Origin of the sequence: Desulfotignum balticum DSM 7044 (assembly GCF_000421285.1) — a bacterium.
Lineage (GTDB): Bacteria > Desulfobacterota > Desulfobacteria > Desulfobacterales > Desulfobacteraceae > Desulfotignum > Desulfotignum balticum.
This window is the reverse complement of record NZ_ATWO01000003.1, coordinates 99392-114326: the sequence shown is the minus strand read 5'-3', so window position 1 is coordinate 114326 and position 14935 is coordinate 99392. Positions and strand designations below refer to the sequence as shown.

The following is a 14935-nucleotide window of genomic DNA, read 5'->3' as shown; positions in this document are numbered from 1 at the left end:
AAAAGGAATCCTTCCCAAAGTAGGTTGCACGATCCATGTAATGGGTTATACCCAAAACCGTTCATCCTGACATTCGTTTTCCATTGAGAAAGCAGTGAGATACGGCCAGGGCGGAAAAACGAAACAGGTATTCAATGAGTTCCGGAACGGAAATGCTTTGATTGAATCCGCCCAGGTGGGGGCCGGTGCTCAGCAAAATATCCGTCTGTCCTTTCGGGGGTATGATTTTGACCCCCCTTTGATATAAAAACTGGTGATATTGTTCCTCTGCCATCCGGTTTTGATCCTGGATCCGCAGCACTTCCTCCATGTGCTCATCATATCCCATGGTCTGAATCAATGCACGGGTGAGCCGGGGGATAGTCTGCAAGAGCTCTTGGGGCAGGCCCGTTTTGCACAGTCCTTTAAAATAATTCTCGCTCACGTCTGCGATCATGGATTCAAACGCTGCCCCGTCAAACAGATCCCGTGTGTCTTCAGGGGTTGCGTCCGGAGTCAGACCTCTGCGGTCCGGGGCCTTGTTTCTGAAAACACTACCGATCACCAGGATGAAGCTCAAGAGATGTTCGCCAATGTAATGGCGCAGTCCGGCCCCGGTATCAATTTGTTCGATGTGTTCGAAATCCCTGGGGCCGGAACGGGCAAAGTTGGGATATTGACAGGAATCCAGCCACTGGTCCAGACGGCCGGCATGTTCCCACAAATACGCCCCCTGATCGTTGCGCCGCCGCTGCTGGACCCGGTTATGAAACAAGGGAATCAACGCCGTATGGACGATGCCCTTCACGGTCATCTGGCCCAGGATCCGGGCATTTTTGATGAACACATCTCGGGTCCATGACATGGGTTGGAGACATCCCGGATCGTTGGGGTACTCATAATAGCCGGGGCAGGGCGAAAACGCAATGCAGTGCTGCTTGTACAGGAAAGAAGGGGTGTCACCGGGCAGATCAGAGGTGATGGTAAACACCCGGTGCCCTTTGTGTTCAATCGGCACGGGCGTATCAAAACCGCCGGCAGCCATATCTCCCCCGGACAACTGCAGTCGGGTGAGCCAGGCCGCCTCCCGGGCCAGGTCCGTGATATTGTCGGCGCTGGTGGCAAATTTCAGCACAACACAGGCGGTGCCGGATGTGTTGATGATCAGGCTCCGGCCCTGCCATCGGGTCTGCTTCAACTCTGCCGCAGACCCGGGCACAAGCCCGTTCAGATCTACCGGCAGAACAGACAAAGGATCCATGACCCAAGGATCGGATGCCGCCGGTTCCCATGGCAGCTCTCCTAAGGCCTGGTTCACGGCCCGCAGGCGTTTTCCGTGAGAGGTATACAAAATATCGTTGAGTGCCTGAATGATGCTTTTTGACAACGGTTCTTTAACCCGGGCGGCAAGCCGGATCAAGGCTTCGGCAGCTTCATGAAACAGAAAATACGACTGCTTCTGTTTTTCAAACCGGGGGGACCGGATGAGGCCGGTCAATGTGTTCACCGTGTCGGCGCCGATGGTGTCCGGGTATTTGTCCATGTGGCCGGCCACATATTTGACCGCCATGTAAGCGCCTGAAAAATCTTTGATCCCGCGGTTGATCAGGGCCTGGGTGCGGCACAACTCCGTCTGTTCGTGACAATCATCGATTGGACGTGTCTGCAAACAATCTGCCACCGATTCATGCAGTGGTAGCTTGCAGAGGGATAATTTCATTCTCAATTTTTGTCATATTTTGTTTGGCAATTTTGAGGTCATAACTGATTTGCAGGTTCATCCAGAATTGTGGGGTGGTGTTGAAATATCTAGCTAACCTGAGAGCCGTATCAATGCTAACCCCTCTCTTTTGTCTTATCACATCATTGATTCTAGGTGCTGATACGCGCAAGGCAACAGCCAGCGCATTAGCACTCATATTTAATGGTTCTAAATACTCTTCTTTGATTATTTCTCCAGGATGGATTGCTCGCATATTATTCATAATTTATTCCTCCTAATGGTAGTCTGTTATCTCTACATCGTAAGGCTCATCAGACCATGCAAAGCATACACGCCACTGTTTATTGATTCTTATGCTGTACTGCCCTTGTCTGTCTCCCCCAAGTTTTTCAAATCGATTACCGGGTGGAGATCGTAAATCAAGCAGTTCATCTGCACTGTCAAGCATTTGGAGCTTACGTTCTGCTATCGCCTGAAAAGCTCTGAATTGCTTTGGGCTTTTTCCTTCGTAAAGAGATTTTGTACGCTTGCATTTAAAATTTTTTATCATAATTAAAGATATAACGGCTTACATTAAATGTCAAACATTGTATTTTGAGGAAGAGAACGATTGCCTCACCTGCCGGAAGGAGAATATAGGGGATGTAGCGCATCCATTGCGCGCAGCACATTATTTTTTAACAATTTTACCGAGCTGGAAATTACAGAGGGGATAAATGATAATGAATCGTTTTTTGATCCAGCCTCTCCTAAACCGAATCGGCCCTGACTGTCACCTGAGCTGACAGGTTAGGCCTCCATGTAGTATGCTTTGGCAATGTTGGTGATCCGGACAATAAAGTCCGTCTTCGCCTTTGTGTATGCGACCCGATCATTGGCATGGGTATTGGACAATTTCCGTTTGAGATTGCCATAATCCTTTGCCACGTGCGGATGTTCAATGAGGTAGTCCCGAAAGAGCAGCCGATCCCAAAGCTCGAAATGTGCTTCGACCATGTGAATATGGTGGGTTCTGTTTCCGCCTGCATCCCGTTTGATGAACCATGCATAGAAGGGCGGCGTGTCGTGGCCCCACATTGGCCGCCAAAAGAAGTCGTATCCCTTTGGCTCGAGTATCGGGGGAACCTTTTGCCTGGTTTCATCCAGTGAGGTTACCTCGACCAGCATATCGACAATAGGCTTCGCCGCCAGACCAGGAACCGCTGTACTGCCGAAGTGCTCAATACGTTTGACCCGCGTTTTGGGCAGACAGGACAGAAGGTGAGCCTTCTCTTCCTTAAACAGCTTAGGCCAACGAGGATCGTATGGAACGACGGCAACATCTTCCTTCACAACCCGGGCAACCTTTTCTTCAAGTGTTTCCATCTCTTATTTCATTGCGCCAACGCCAGTTTCACCGGCGGCCAAACCGGTGGCAAATTAACGAAAATTTTGCCAAGACCACTTAACTTTAGACCTGCAGCGGCGCTAAGCGGTCCGGTGTAAATATTTGTTGGGCTACGCTTGTGCAAGTGTATATTTATAAAACTTGGTGTCTACAGTCATGACGGGAAAAGAATCAGGCAAATCATTCTTTTCGATTTCAGTAAAAGCATTCTTCTCATAAAACCTGTGAGCTGCAATAAATTTTGGTGTTGTGCCTAAATAAATGTTTGTATAGTCTTTTTGCTCACACCAATTGATTAGTTTTTTCAATAATTCTTGAGCTACGCCAGAAGCAGCACCACGATATTCTGCTTTTACAAACATTTTTCGTAATGCACCTTCTTGATTGCCAATATCTATCAATGCAATGGTTCCGACTACTTCTGATCCAATCAAAGCCACCCAGAAATTACCATTTCCCTTTTGATAAAATGCTGGAATATCCAGTATATCTGGTTGTGCATCCAGTGTGATAGGAATATTAAACTCGGATTGTTGAATAGGCAAAATGAGATCCACAACACCTGAAAGATAAATCTCTGAAAATGGCTGAATTTCAATCATATCTATTTTTCTTTATTAGGCCAACGTGCCGGTCACCGGTTGCCATGCAGCACAGCGTAATGGCAATCCGGTGCACTGGTCTGTTATGTTGTTTTTTTCTCGGCAAGATTGTTTTTTAGAATCGTAAGCATTTCCTCAATTTCATTTTCATTCACCACGAGCGGCGGCATAAGCCGAATTGACTTTTCTTTTGGTGAATTAATCAGAAGCTTGTCATTGAGGCATTTGTTTACCAAATCAGGTCCTTTTGTTTCCATTAAACCCAAAAAAAGCGTGATTTAAGTAGAAGATATCAGTAAAAAAAGGTCGAAACGCCCGCCAATAAAGTGTATAATGATTTTACCCAAAACAAAAACACAAAACTGGAAAGGCGTTTCGAGTGAGTATGAATATCGACAAAAAACTGGCAAAACGCAAGAGAAAAATCAGCAAAAAGCTTAAAAAAAAGAACTGGACACAGCAGCCTCATCCCATGTTCAAAGCATCCAACATTCATTATGAATTTGATGGCCGTCATCAGGGTATTTCCTATGGAGGGATTGGGTTGATCCATCTTCTTGCACGGAAGACCGGTTTGCTCAAAGAAATTGACAATAATCTTGAACTTCTCAAACGTCATTTGCCCTATCATGAATCAGATCATGTCGCCAACATGGCCTATAACATCCTTGCCGGCGGAACCTGTCTGGAAGATATCGAGCTGCTGAGAAAAAATCCGGCCTGGAGACAATATTTTTTTCCGTATCATGACACCCCTCCTTCAAAAAAGTTTTTTGCTCCGGGTGTAACATAAAAAAATATCTCCTGTCCTCGAGTCCATCTTTGCAATTATCCGGGATCGCCCGGTATGGCTGCGATAAAAATTTTTACCGCGTCCATCTTTGCAATCATCGGAACCAGCCAGAACTCTGTCGATGGTCATGTTAAATTGAGCCAAAAATGGTCATTTGAAACTGAGCCACTAGGGAATTGAACAAGGGGGATCTTTTTTCAATCCCCCTTGTTCAACTTCCCGAGTAAATGCATATGTTGCTGCATTTACCCGGGACAATCGTGGAGAGTTTATGAAAAAAAGGAGACCATTTTGGACATACTGGATCTGCACAGGTTCGGCTTGACCCAGCGGGCCATAGCCCGGCGCCTGGGCATAAGCCGTAACACCGTCAAAAAATACCTTGAAGCCCCGGAAAGCTGCTTGAAAAATCCAAAGCCATATCATCGCACGAGCATTCTTGATCCTTATCACGGTACCATCACAGCTTGGCTTGATGAAGACGAATATTACACCGCCACCTGGATTTATGACCGCCTTGTCAACCAAGGCTATGCCGGCAGTTATGAAACAGTGAAGCGAAAGGTCGGTAAACTCAAGAAACAAAAACAGAAAATTGCCTACATGCGATTTGAGACAGAACCCGGTCACCAGGCCCAGGTGGATTTCGGAGAATTTCAGGTTGAACTTCCCGATGGCAGTGTCAGAAAGCTGTACCTGTTTTCAATGATTCTGGGATATTCCCGGAGAATCTATACAGAGTTGATCGAACGATGCGACATGCCAAGCTTTCTAGACTGCCATATACACGCCTTTGAGTACTTCGTCGGCGTCCCGGATCAGATACTCTATGATCGCATGAAAAATGTGTATATCGCCAAGCTGGCTGGAAAGGACAAATTTAACTCTACCCTGATAGGATTTGCCGTTCATTACGGATTCGTTCCCAAAGTAGCCCCTGCTTATGCTGCTTGGGTTAAAGGGAAGGTTGAACGTCCTTATACCTTCATCCGGGAAGGGTTCTGGCGAGGATACGGTTTTGTCAACTTAATCAGGGCCAACAAAGACCTCTGGTCTTGGATTTTAAAAAAGGATGAACGGATCCATGGCACCACCCATGAAAAAGTCAGCGCCCGGTTTAAGCGGGAGCAGCCACATTTAAATGCACTGCCTCCGCAGCCGTTTGATACCTCATATCGTATTTACCGGCAGGTGTATAAAGACTGCACTGTCCACTTTCATGGAAACCGCTATGTCGTCCCCCACACCCTGGTAGGAGAACAGGTCATCCTTCGCTCGAAAGATGGACAGCTACGCATTTTTCAAAATAGTTGGCTGGTAGTTACCTATGACATCCCATCAACAAAGGGAAATCTGGTCCAGAAGAAGAGATTCTACGAAGCCTTAAAAAAAGACATGGACATGAATCGGCGCAAATATCACCATGCCCAGAAAAGTAAGGGACGGGCAAAGCAGACGATCAGTCCCCAGAAACCCCAATATGACATGGATGTTGAGGTCCGTTCCATCTCTGCATATGAAGAAATACTGCAGGAGGTGTTTGCATGAGTAATACCCTTGTAATGGATCGCATTGAATCCAACCTCACCCGATTAAAGCTCCCCCGGATTTATGAAGTTTTAGGCGGCCTTGCCAAGACGGCCGAGGAACAGGGAAAAAGCTATCTGTCTTTTCTCGATGAACTGCTCGAAGAGGAAGTGGCGGCAAAAGAGCAGCGCCGCATCGAAACTGCACTAAAAATATCAGGACTACCGTATATCAAAAGCATAGATGAGTTTGACTTCGCCTTCCAACCCGGCCTGGATAAACAGAAAATCATGGGACTTTTTGACTTAAGTTTTATCCGTGAGAAAGGCAATGTAATTTTCCTTGGCCCTCCCGGTGTGGGAAAGACGCATCTTGCGGTATCCCTTGCGCTGAAAGCGTGTCAGTCCGGCATGAGTATCTATTTTACCAACATGGAGGATCTGATTATCAAGCTGCGAAAGGATCACGAAGCTGGAAAGCCGGGTAAGGGCCGTGGGTACTATAAATCCTCCCTGGTCGTTGTGGATGAAGTGGGTTACACACCTATCACACGGGAAGAGTGCAATTTGTTCTTTCGTTTTATTGCTAACCGGTACGAGAAGAGCAGCACCATTATCACGTCAAATAAGGCATTCGGAGACTGGACAGAACTGTTCCATGACCCGATCATCGTGACTGCCATCCTCGATCGACTGCTTCACCACAGCGCCGTCATTAATATTAAGGGTAACAGTTACAGACTGAAAGGCAAAAAAGCATGAATGCGGGCAGTAAGGAAGGGGCTAAAGTCACATCGAATATGGCCCTGTATTTTTGTAAAACGGGGCACAATTATCTAAAATGCCCTAATATCGGTAATCTTCAGCGATCGTCTTACCATTAGGAGGTGTGCATATGGTAGAAAACCGTGGAGGATACAGGGGAAAACCAAAGCCAAAACTACCACCACACTTGAAACGGGTTCATGTCAATGCCCGTATACAAAAGTGGATGCTTGATGAACTCAAAAAGAGAGGTGAAGTCGGAATAATGCTGGAATATATATTGATCGACGCCGGTTTTAAATATCATGATCCCATAACAAAAAAAGGCAAAGGAGATTTATAAAATGAATCGGTGTGGCTCATTTTTGATGACCATAAATGGCTCAATTTCTCGTGACCCTTGACAGCCAGCTTCTGCCTTTGCCATAAAGCCTTTCTGGCACGCTGGCAGTCTGGATGGGAGCAATAGCCCTGAAGTTTGTTTCGCGGTTTAAAGAAAATGCCACAGCCCAGACAGGGAATAGGATCCATGCTCCCTCCACGTAACGGTTACAAGGCGAATTAAATGGAGGGAATTATATATGATTATAAAATCGGTTAACGGAATTAAAATATCAGTGGCTGGATCACAACCCTTGAAATTGGCTGGGAAAAAATCCCTGAAAATGGCTGGGAATTAAATCCCCGATCCCAATTAGTACCGAGCCTCGTGCCTCGGCACGGTTACTAATCCTTCATTTGTTACATTTCATTTAGGCATGATAGGGTTTCTTATACAAAAGCAGATCTACCAAGGATAAGCAATTAATCCAATGGGTCTGATTGAACGATTTTAAAAGAGTGTATGGTTATTGCTTTTTTAGCATCAGGAAGTTTGATTTGTATTTTAACTTCACCCTCAGCTTTGATTCTAAATGGGGTTAATTTTACAAGCAATTTAACATCATTATCATCTTTCGCTTTGTCCGGTGGTGCTACAAACTTAAGTTGTTCTGCTTCTACTTTTGGAGCTTTTACAATAACATTGATCTCAGATGTTTCCGTTTGCATTTCCTCAAGCGAGATCATTATAGCTAAACTAGGCAGAATATATGGAATTTCATCAACAACAAGATCTCTATCTTGTATCCCCATTAAGGAGATTTTACCATCGATTTCCAATCTAATATCGTCACAAACTAATGTGAATATTTTTTTTGCTATCTTCATATGTTTAATTTAATGCATAAAAAGGTTAGAAGTCTTTTCGTGATCCCAATCAGCGGTTCGGACTACATAATTTTTACTTTTATTGCTTCTCAACTGTTTCCCACCCTGAAAAATTGTTGAGACACAAGTTAATTGTTCTATCTTGTTAAGCCTTTTTTCGATTTGATACTTAATATGATTTTCAGAAAGGAGTTGGACCATATAAGTATTTAAAGACACGCCTTCTCTCTCGGCCTGTTTGCTTAGTTTGGCATGAAGATTTTTGGGTAACCGCAATCGAGTTTGTCCGCTGTAGCTTTCAAACGTTTGTGGAGCAGGGATCTTGCAACCATCCTCCTTAAAGACTTCAATAAAACCTTTAAGGGCCATTTGAGCTTCTTCTATTGCTTCTTCAGGCGTTTCTCCATAAGCAGATAGGCCTGGAAATTCAGGAACGGTAGCTATATATCCTTCATCTTCTTCGCTATAAATGATATTAATAGAATATTTTTTCATAATTATTTATTCTCCTTGATTAAGTTATTGTCGTCAATAAAAGTAATCAATTGAGACACTTGATATTTTTTCGCCTTGCTATTGTCACGTTTATCAGGTTGAAAATTCATCATTTTTTTATAAACAGGATGTTTATAAATTTTATGACTTCCACTTTGGTTTCTAAATTCAAACCCGACTTCTTCTGCTAAATTACAGATTTCATGAAATTTTGCATTTGTCGGCGATTCATTTAATTTTTTATATAATTTTATCTTTCTTTCTGTCATACATGTAATTCTTGTACCGTATACGGTACCAGAAAGTCAATATAAAATAGCAGTTTTTTTCCGTTCATTTGGTCCATGTTGTTTTATTGGGGTTGAAATGTAACAGTCATTATATATCATGACGTAAATGACAGATTCCTCCTCGCTTTCCAACCCTCATATGTTTTCCTTATTGTGATGTCAACAAAAATTACATATATTGACGATACGCTTTGACATATAATCAATAATTTCAGGAATACCATGACCACGAATCGCGAAACAGCCGACCTGGCCGGTTTTTGCCGTGCCCAGGGAATCAGTCCAGGGAAAATAAAATATTACACTGGATGGCTGGATCAATTTTTCCAGTTTTATCAGGGCGGAACAGATGATGTTTCAAACGAAGCTCTCATTGCTTTTCCTGTACCGGGAGGTTTTGGAAATAGAATTCGGGGATTTCAGAAACACGATCCGGGCAAAACAACGCACCCGCATCCCTGTGGTGCTGTCCAAAGAGGAGATCAGGGAATTGTTCAGCCATGTTTCCGGCATTCATGCGCTGATACTGAAACTGATATACGTCGGCGGCATGCGTTCACACCCTCCGGCATTCCTTTACCACGCACTTGCTTCAGGACGGATATGATATCCGCACCGTGCAGGATCTGTTAGGCCATAAGGATCTGAACACGACCATGATCTATATCCATATATTGAAGCGGGAACCCGGCGGCGGCGTGCGTCCGGCGGAATTTCTGAAATAACCGGGACGGGCCGGCTGCCTCCCCCCCTACTGCCGGATGCCGGCTGTGGTGATCAGGTCCGAGGCTTCCGTGGCCAGGGTGAGCAGCACGGAGATATACTGTTTTTCGATGGCGTCCAGGGAATATTCTCTGGATGGAAAATCCAGGCTCACTGCCCCCACCACGGATTTGGTCTGTAAGTTCATCATGGGGGCCCCGATGCTGATCACACCGGTCATATATTCCTTGTTATTGATGGAATACCCCCGTGTCCGGGTGTTCCGGATATCTTTCCGGATCTCGTCGATGTCCGCCAGGGTGTGGGGGGTCAGTTTTTTGGGCACCAGGTCGGCAAAATAGTGTTCCAGGTCGTCGGGGCCCAGGTTGGCCAGCACGATCTTTCCCATGGCCCGGGCATAGAGTTCGTCCATGATCAGGGGCAGGTGGAACGACACCAGGTTGGGCATTTCCCGGCGGTACAGGGAAATCAGCTTGAATCCGTCAATGAGCGCGGAATCAATGGATATGTGATGTTCGAAAAAGGTCTTGTCAATGATGGGCTTGATGCCCTGATAGATATCAAACCCGTGAAAGCATTCATGGCCCATGGAAAACGCCTTGGGCCCTAAGCGCAGGGATTTGTCAGTGACACTTTTGCGCAGATATCCCAGCTGGATCAGGGTGTTGACCAGACGGTAGGTGGAAGTTTTGTTGATCCCGGTTAGCGTGGAAATTTCCGTCAGGGACCGGGACGGGTGTTCCCGGCCGAACAGGTCTAAAATCGACAGGCCTTTTTCCAGGGTTTTAGAAAAATATTGGTCTTTTTTACTGGACATCTTATATCCTGATTGTTGTCTGATCCAGATGTATCTTATCATATAATGACGGAAATACGATCTGGTTTGTGTCATACTAAACACAGAATCTGGTGCATATCATATTTGGCAGTTCCATGAAATACAAAACATTGATAAAAATTTAAAAAAGGGGTTGACATTAATAAATATCTCTTTTAAATTCGATTATAGGATTGGAGTTACTATTATAGTAACAAATTTGAGTACTAAATCAAACAGAGGGGGAATTCGCATGAAAAAATTATTTCTTTTTTTAACATTGGCCGTGATGTCCGTTTGCCTGGTGATACCATCCCAGGTATTTGCTGAAAAAGTATTGAAACTGGGATTCGGGGATCCCATCAACTCCGACCAGGGTGCCATTGCCAAACAGTTCAAATACCTGGTGGAAGGGTACACGGGCGGTGATGTGAAAATTCAGCTCTTCCCGGGCAGCGCCCTGGGAAATGAAACGGAAATGCTCCAGAACACCCGCAGCGGCGAACTGGACCTGTGCATGCTCTCTGTCCCCAACCTGTCCCCGTTTTCACGGAAAATCAACATCCTGACCTTCCCTTATGTGATCAAGAGCATGCGGGATGCCGTCACCATCACCACGGGAAAACTGGGTGCACAATGGAACGACATCCTTCAAAAGGAAGCCGGAATCCGGATTCTGGCCTGGACCTATTCCAATTTCCGTCATCTGACCAATTCCAAACGCAAAATCACCAGTATGGCTGATCTGAAAGGCTTGAAAGTCCGGGTCCCCCAGAACGCCCTGATGATCGCATCCTATGAAGCCTGGGGCGCGAATCCCACCCCCATGGCATGGCCGGAAACCTTTACCGCGCTGCAGCAGGGCGTGGTGGACGGTCAGGACAATCCCTATATTGTCAACTACACCATGAAATTTCAGGAAGTACAGAAATACATCACACCGCTGCATTACCAGTTCTCGTTGCAGCCCATGATCATCGGTGAAAAACATTTTCAGAAAATGGATCAGAACCTCAAGGACATCCTGATCCGGGCCGGCATCGAAGCCCAGCAGTATTGTGTGCTGTTCCAGATGGAAGAATCTGAAAAAGCCCTCCAGGCCATGCTGGACGCCGGCATGGAATACAGTGAATTTTCTGACGAAGACAAAATGATTCAAGTGGCCAAGGAAAAAGTGTGGCCTGAATACTATGACAAAGTCGGCGGCAAAGACGCTGTCATGGAAGTGGTGGCAGAGCTTGAAAAAGCGGATAAAGCCAGACAGGCCCAGTAATCACCTGCCTGGTATCAACGGTTGAAGCCGAAGAGGGTGCTCTGTAATCCAGGGCACCCTCCTTGAAAAAATTTTTTGGTGAGGAGCAGAAAAGTGACTCTCAGCCGCGTGCTTAAAACGTCAATCACGATCCTGGATAATATCGAAGGATATCTGTGTAAATTTTTCTTGAGCTTTTTTGTCATCCTCCTGTTCTTTCAGGTGATCATGCGGACCGTTTTCCAGAATTCGCTGGCCTGGAGCGAGGAAGCATCCCGGTTCGCCTTTGTCTGGTTCGCCTTTCTGGGCGCATCCTATGCAGCCCGGCTGGGGGCCCATAACCGGGTCACCTTTCAGTTCAAACTGTTTCCAAAAATCGTGGGCGATGTGTCCCAGCTCATCGCCGACGGCATATGGCTGGTGTTCAACGCCATCATGACGGTTAAAAGCATTGAAGTCATCCGGGATATGATGGAATATCCGTTTTATTCGCCGGCCCTGGATATCCCCATGCAGTATATTTACATGCTGTTTCCCTTCACATTCACCCTCATGAGCATCCGGATCATCCAGGTCAATATCCTGAAACACATTCTGAAAAGAGACATCGTGGATGTGGACGATATTTCGACAGATCTGGAAGATATCAAGCGGGACATGAAAATCGATTCAAACGATGAAGGGAGGATGGCATGATTTCATCGGTATTGTTCGGCGCATTCGGCATTCTTCTGGTGATCGGTGCCCCCATTGCCGTGGCCTTGGGCATGGCGGCCATGGCTGCATTCATGTCCATCGGCAAGGATGTGACCACCCTGGTGCAGATCGCCTATAACGCGGTCAATTCGTTTCCGGTCATGGCCCTGCCGGCTTTTATCCTGTCCGGGGCTTTGATGCAGGGATCCGGCATTTCCAGGCGCCTGGTGGCAGTGGCTGAAGTTCTGGCAGGCCGGATGGCCGGAGGCCTGGGTGCCTCCACGGTGCTGGCCTGCCTGTTTTTCGGCGCCATATCCGGGTCCGGTCCGGCCACCACGGCCGCCGTGGGCATGCTCATGATTCCGGCCATGACCAGAAAAGGATATGACCGCGGCTATGCCTCGGCTGTCACGGCGTCTTCCGGGGGCTTAGGTATTGTGATTCCCCCCAGTATTCCCATGGTGATCTATGGGGTGACGGCCAGCGTATCCATCACCCAGCTGTTCATCGCCGGGGTGTTTCCCGGCCTGCTCATCGCATCCGGTATCATTATTCTCAACTATGTGATCAGCAAAAAAAAGGGATACAAACCCAATGAGGACGAATGGTCTTTAAAGAAAACCCTGGTGACCATCAAGGATGGATTCTGGGCTTTGATGGCGCCGGTAGTGATTCTGGGCGGCATATATTCCGGGTTTTTCACGCCTACGGAAGCCGCCATTGTCTCGATTTTCTATACCCTGTTCGTGGGCATTTTCATCTACCAGGAGCTCAAACTGCCCGCCATTTTCAAGTCTTTGGATTCCACCACCTGGCTGTCGGGCCGGGTGTTGATCATCCTGTTCACGGCCCAGGCATTCGGCCGGCTCCTGGTGCAGTACAAGATCCCGGATGCCATTGCCGCCTGGCTGCTGGCCCTGACCGGCAATGTGTTCATTATCTGGGCACTGGTCATCATTTTCCTGATCATGATCGGCATGTTCATGGAGACCCTGGCCACCATAATGCTGGTGACACCCGTGCTTTTGCCGGTCATGACCAGCCTGGGCGTAGACCCCATCCATTTTGGCGTGGTACTGGTGATGTGTTGTGAAATCGGGTTTGAAACACCGCCGTTAGGGGAAAACCTGTTCATTGCATCCGGTATCGGAAAAGTGAGTATCGAAGAAATATCGGTCAAGGCGATTCCCTTTTCCATTGTGGAGATCCTGGCCGTGTTTACTGTGGCCTATATCCCGGGATTCTGCCTCTGGCTGCCCAAAGCGTTTGGATATTGATATCTTCAAAAGAATCAGAACAGATAATGACACAACAGATGCGTGACCTTAATCAAATATGGAGAACACGATAAATGCAGCATTTAAAAAAAGCGGTGAAAACCGCTGAATCCCACAGTGAAACCATCCGGCCGGCCGTTGAAAAGATGCTGGCCGATATCCGGGCGGACCGGGAAAAAGCCGTGGAAGCTCTGGCACTGAAGTTTGACAACTGGACCGACCCGTTCATTCTCAGTGAAGAGAAAAAACAGCAGTTGATTGACACGGTTCCGGACTCTGTCAAAGAAGATATCCGGTTTGCCCACCAGCAGGTGTCGGCGTTTGCCAAAGCCCAGCGGGACAGCATCAAAGAATTTGAAACCCAGATTTATCCCGGAGTCCGTCTGGGACAGCGCATTATTCCCATGGATGTGGCCGGGTGTTATATCCCCGGGGGCCGTTTCGCCCATGCCTGTTCCGCTGTCATGAGTGTGGCCACGGCCAAGGCGGCCGGTGTGAAAACCGTGATTGCCGCCTCCCCTCCCCGGGGAAAGAGCATTGATCCGGCCGTGGCCTATGCCATGGACATATCCGGAGCCGATATCATTCTGGAGATGGGCGGGGTCCAGGCCATTGCCTCCATGGCCTTCGGACTGTTTACGGGAAAACGGGCCAATATTCTGGCCGGTCCCGGCAATGCCTATGTGGCGGAAGCCAAGGCCCTGCTGGCCGGATCCGGTGTATGCGCCATCGATGTATTTGCCGGACCCACGGAATCCGCCGTGATTGCCGATAACACGGCCGATCCCATGACCATTGCCGTGGACCTGGTGTCCCAGGCCGAGCATGGGTATGACTCTCCGGTGTGGCTGTTCACTGACTCCAGACAGCTGGGGGAACAGGTATTGAAGATAATGCCCCATGTAATCGATGATCTGCCGGATCCGGAAGTGGCTGCCGCATCCTGGCGGGATTATGGGGAAATTGTCCTGTGTGACGACTGGCAGGAGATGGCTGCAGTCAGCGACCAATATGCCCCCGAACATGTCCAGGTGATGACCAAAGACAACCAGTGGTGGTGCGATCGCCTCACGGCCTATGGCTCTCTGTTTATCGGGGATTACTGTACCGTGGCCCAGGGAGACAAATGTTCGGGCACCAACCACATACTGCCCACCCGCAAAGCCGGGTATTATTCCGGCGGCCTGAACGTGCACAAATTTCTCAAAATCTGCACATTTCAGGAAATTGAAAAACAGGCCTGTCTGGAAATCAGCTCCCGGGCCTCCCGGTTGTCCCGGGTGGAGGGCATGGAAGGTCATGCCCGGGCCTGTGACTGGCGGCTGAAAAAATTCTTCCCGGATCAGGAATGGGATTTCAATGTCTATTCCCAGAAACATTACTCATAACCGTTGTCAGAAT

18 protein-coding genes and 1 pseudogene are annotated in these 14935 nt (G+C 47.4%); 10 read left to right on the top strand and 9 right to left on the bottom strand.

Annotated elements, in window-relative coordinates:
- Positions 1–61 precede the first annotated feature (61 nt).
- The 5 genes from K365_RS0125310 to K365_RS0125295 form a co-directional block, all read right to left on the bottom strand.
- Entirely contained in the window at positions 62–1648 is a 1587-nt protein-coding gene (locus tag K365_RS0125310) for a SidJ-related pseudokinase (protein ID WP_169433001.1), read from the bottom strand.
- Between the two features lie 16 nt (positions 1649–1664).
- Positions 1665–1964: a HigA family addiction module antitoxin gene (locus K365_RS0125305; RefSeq protein ID WP_006966644.1), complete on the bottom strand. Its 300-nt coding sequence runs from the start codon at positions 1962–1964 to the stop codon at positions 1665–1667.
- A 12-nt stretch (positions 1965–1976) separates the two neighbouring features.
- Entirely contained in the window at positions 1977–2252 is a 276-nt protein-coding gene (locus K365_RS27710) for a type II toxin-antitoxin system RelE/ParE family toxin (RefSeq protein ID WP_084490122.1), read from the bottom strand.
- Positions 2253–2491: 239 nt separating this feature from the next.
- Entirely contained in the window at positions 2492–3067 is a 576-nt protein-coding gene (locus tag K365_RS0125300; protein WP_024336831.1) for a GrpB family protein, read from the bottom strand.
- Between the two features lie 132 nt (positions 3068–3199).
- Positions 3200–3691 carry a GNAT family N-acetyltransferase gene (locus tag K365_RS0125295; RefSeq protein WP_029725801.1) on the bottom strand — a complete coding sequence of 164 codons (492 nt, stop codon included), beginning with the start codon at positions 3689–3691 and terminating at the stop codon, positions 3200–3202.
- 379 nt (positions 3692–4070) lie between these two features.
- Here K365_RS0125295 and K365_RS0125285 point away from each other — a divergent pair.
- The 4 genes and pseudogenes from K365_RS0125285 to K365_RS0125270 form a co-directional block, all read left to right on the top strand.
- A pseudogene (locus K365_RS0125285) lies at positions 4071–4415 on the top strand (IS1380 family transposase); the annotation flags it as partial.
- Between the two features lie 360 nt (positions 4416–4775).
- A complete protein-coding gene (gene istA / locus K365_RS0125280; protein WP_024333570.1) occupies positions 4776–6032 on the top strand; it encodes an IS21 family transposase in 1257 nt (418 codons plus the stop codon).
- A complete protein-coding gene (istB, locus tag K365_RS0125275) occupies positions 6029–6772 on the top strand; it encodes an IS21-like element helper ATPase IstB (protein WP_029724919.1) in 744 nt (247 codons plus the stop codon). The genes istA and istB overlap by 4 nt, the downstream gene beginning before the upstream one ends.
- A gap of 133 nt (positions 6773–6905) precedes the next feature.
- The gene (locus tag K365_RS0125270) at positions 6906–7118 is read left to right on the top strand and encodes a hypothetical protein (protein WP_024333569.1); all 213 of its coding nucleotides are present in this window, start codon (positions 6906–6908) and stop codon (positions 7116–7118) included.
- Positions 7119–7579: 461 nt separating this feature from the next.
- Here the strand turns inward: K365_RS0125270 and K365_RS0125265 are convergent, their stop codons facing one another.
- The 3 genes from K365_RS0125265 to K365_RS0125255 are packed head-to-tail and all read right to left on the bottom strand — an operon-like array spanning position 7580 to position 8748.
- A complete protein-coding gene (locus K365_RS0125265; RefSeq protein ID WP_024336828.1) occupies positions 7580–7984 on the bottom strand; it encodes a DUF6941 family protein in 405 nt (134 codons plus the stop codon).
- Positions 7985–7993: 9 nt separating this feature from the next.
- A complete protein-coding gene (locus K365_RS0125260) occupies positions 7994–8479 on the bottom strand; it encodes a type II toxin-antitoxin system HicB family antitoxin (protein WP_024336827.1) in 486 nt (161 codons plus the stop codon).
- 2 nt (positions 8480–8481) lie between these two features.
- The gene (locus tag K365_RS0125255; protein WP_024336826.1) at positions 8482–8748 is read right to left on the bottom strand and encodes a type II toxin-antitoxin system HicA family toxin; all 267 of its coding nucleotides are present in this window, start codon (positions 8746–8748) and stop codon (positions 8482–8484) included.
- A gap of 370 nt (positions 8749–9118) precedes the next feature.
- Here K365_RS0125255 and K365_RS0125250 point away from each other — a divergent pair, with 370 nt between their 5' ends.
- Positions 9119–9376 carry a hypothetical protein gene (locus K365_RS0125250; RefSeq protein WP_006966655.1) on the top strand — a complete coding sequence of 86 codons (258 nt, stop codon included), beginning with the start codon at positions 9119–9121 and terminating at the stop codon, positions 9374–9376.
- Positions 9357–9494, top strand: coding sequence for a tyrosine-type recombinase/integrase (locus K365_RS0125245; RefSeq protein ID WP_024336825.1), 138 nt, complete (start codon positions 9357–9359; stop codon positions 9492–9494). The genes K365_RS0125250 and K365_RS0125245 overlap by 20 nt, the downstream gene beginning before the upstream one ends.
- A 26-nt stretch (positions 9495–9520) precedes the next feature.
- Here K365_RS0125245 and K365_RS0125240 read toward each other — a convergent pair whose 3' ends face one another.
- The gene (locus K365_RS0125240; protein ID WP_006966658.1) at positions 9521–10309 is read right to left on the bottom strand and encodes an IclR family transcriptional regulator; all 789 of its coding nucleotides are present in this window, start codon (positions 10307–10309) and stop codon (positions 9521–9523) included.
- A 253-nt stretch (positions 10310–10562) separates the two neighbouring features.
- On the opposite strand from K365_RS0125240, the gene K365_RS0125235 reads away from it, so the two are divergent.
- The 4 genes from K365_RS0125235 to hisD all read left to right on the top strand — a co-directional run bounded on the left by K365_RS0125235 (position 10563) and on the right by hisD (position 14922).
- Positions 10563–11582 (top strand): TRAP transporter substrate-binding protein, encoded by a 1020-nt coding sequence (locus K365_RS0125235; protein ID WP_024336824.1) that lies wholly within the window; start codon positions 10563–10565, stop codon positions 11580–11582.
- Between the two features lie 93 nt (positions 11583–11675).
- The gene (locus tag K365_RS0125230) at positions 11676–12257 is read left to right on the top strand and encodes a TRAP transporter small permease (RefSeq protein ID WP_006966662.1); all 582 of its coding nucleotides are present in this window, start codon (positions 11676–11678) and stop codon (positions 12255–12257) included.
- Complete coding sequence (locus K365_RS0125225) at positions 12254–13534, top strand: TRAP transporter large permease (protein ID WP_006966664.1); 1281 nt, start codon at positions 12254–12256, stop codon at positions 13532–13534. Before K365_RS0125230 ends, K365_RS0125225 begins: the two co-directional genes overlap by 4 nt.
- A gap of 74 nt (positions 13535–13608) precedes the next feature.
- A complete protein-coding gene (gene hisD, locus K365_RS0125220) occupies positions 13609–14922 on the top strand; it encodes a histidinol dehydrogenase (protein WP_024336822.1) in 1314 nt (437 codons plus the stop codon).
- The last annotated feature ends 13 nt before the right edge of the window (positions 14923–14935 follow it).

Excerpts from the sequence above, each read along its gene's own strand:
- K365_RS0125295 (WP_029725801.1), bottom strand. The coding sequence starts at position 3,691 with ATGATTGAAATTCAGCCATTTTCAGAGATTTATCTTTCAGGTGTTGTG.
- hisD (WP_024336822.1), top strand. The coding sequence starts at position 13,609 with ATGCAGCATTTAAAAAAAGCGGTGAAAACCGCTGAATCCCACAGTGAA.
- K365_RS27710 (WP_084490122.1), bottom strand. The coding sequence starts at position 2,252 with ATGATAAAAAATTTTAAATGCAAGCGTACAAAATCTCTTTACGAAGGA.
- K365_RS0125260 (WP_024336827.1), bottom strand. The coding sequence starts at position 8,479 with ATGAAAAAATATTCTATTAATATCATTTATAGCGAAGAAGATGAAGGA.
- K365_RS0125250 (WP_006966655.1), top strand. The coding sequence starts at position 9,119 with ATGATGTTTCAAACGAAGCTCTCATTGCTTTTCCTGTACCGGGAGGTT.
- K365_RS0125225 (WP_006966664.1), top strand. The coding sequence starts at position 12,254 with ATGATTTCATCGGTATTGTTCGGCGCATTCGGCATTCTTCTGGTGATC.
- K365_RS0125255 (WP_024336826.1), bottom strand. The coding sequence starts at position 8,748 with ATGACAGAAAGAAAGATAAAATTATATAAAAAATTAAATGAATCGCCG.
- K365_RS0125305 (WP_006966644.1), bottom strand. The coding sequence starts at position 1,964 with ATGAATAATATGCGAGCAATCCATCCTGGAGAAATAATCAAAGAAGAG.
- istB (WP_029724919.1), top strand. The coding sequence starts at position 6,029 with ATGAGTAATACCCTTGTAATGGATCGCATTGAATCCAACCTCACCCGA.
- K365_RS0125300 (WP_024336831.1), bottom strand. The coding sequence starts at position 3,067 with ATGGAAACACTTGAAGAAAAGGTTGCCCGGGTTGTGAAGGAAGATGTT.
- K365_RS0125265 (WP_024336828.1), bottom strand. The coding sequence starts at position 7,984 with ATGAAGATAGCAAAAAAAATATTCACATTAGTTTGTGACGATATTAGA.
- K365_RS0125235 (WP_024336824.1), top strand. The coding sequence starts at position 10,563 with ATGAAAAAATTATTTCTTTTTTTAACATTGGCCGTGATGTCCGTTTGC.
- K365_RS0125240 (WP_006966658.1), bottom strand. The coding sequence starts at position 10,309 with ATGTCCAGTAAAAAAGACCAATATTTTTCTAAAACCCTGGAAAAAGGC.
- K365_RS0125270 (WP_024333569.1), top strand. The coding sequence starts at position 6,906 with ATGGTAGAAAACCGTGGAGGATACAGGGGAAAACCAAAGCCAAAACTA.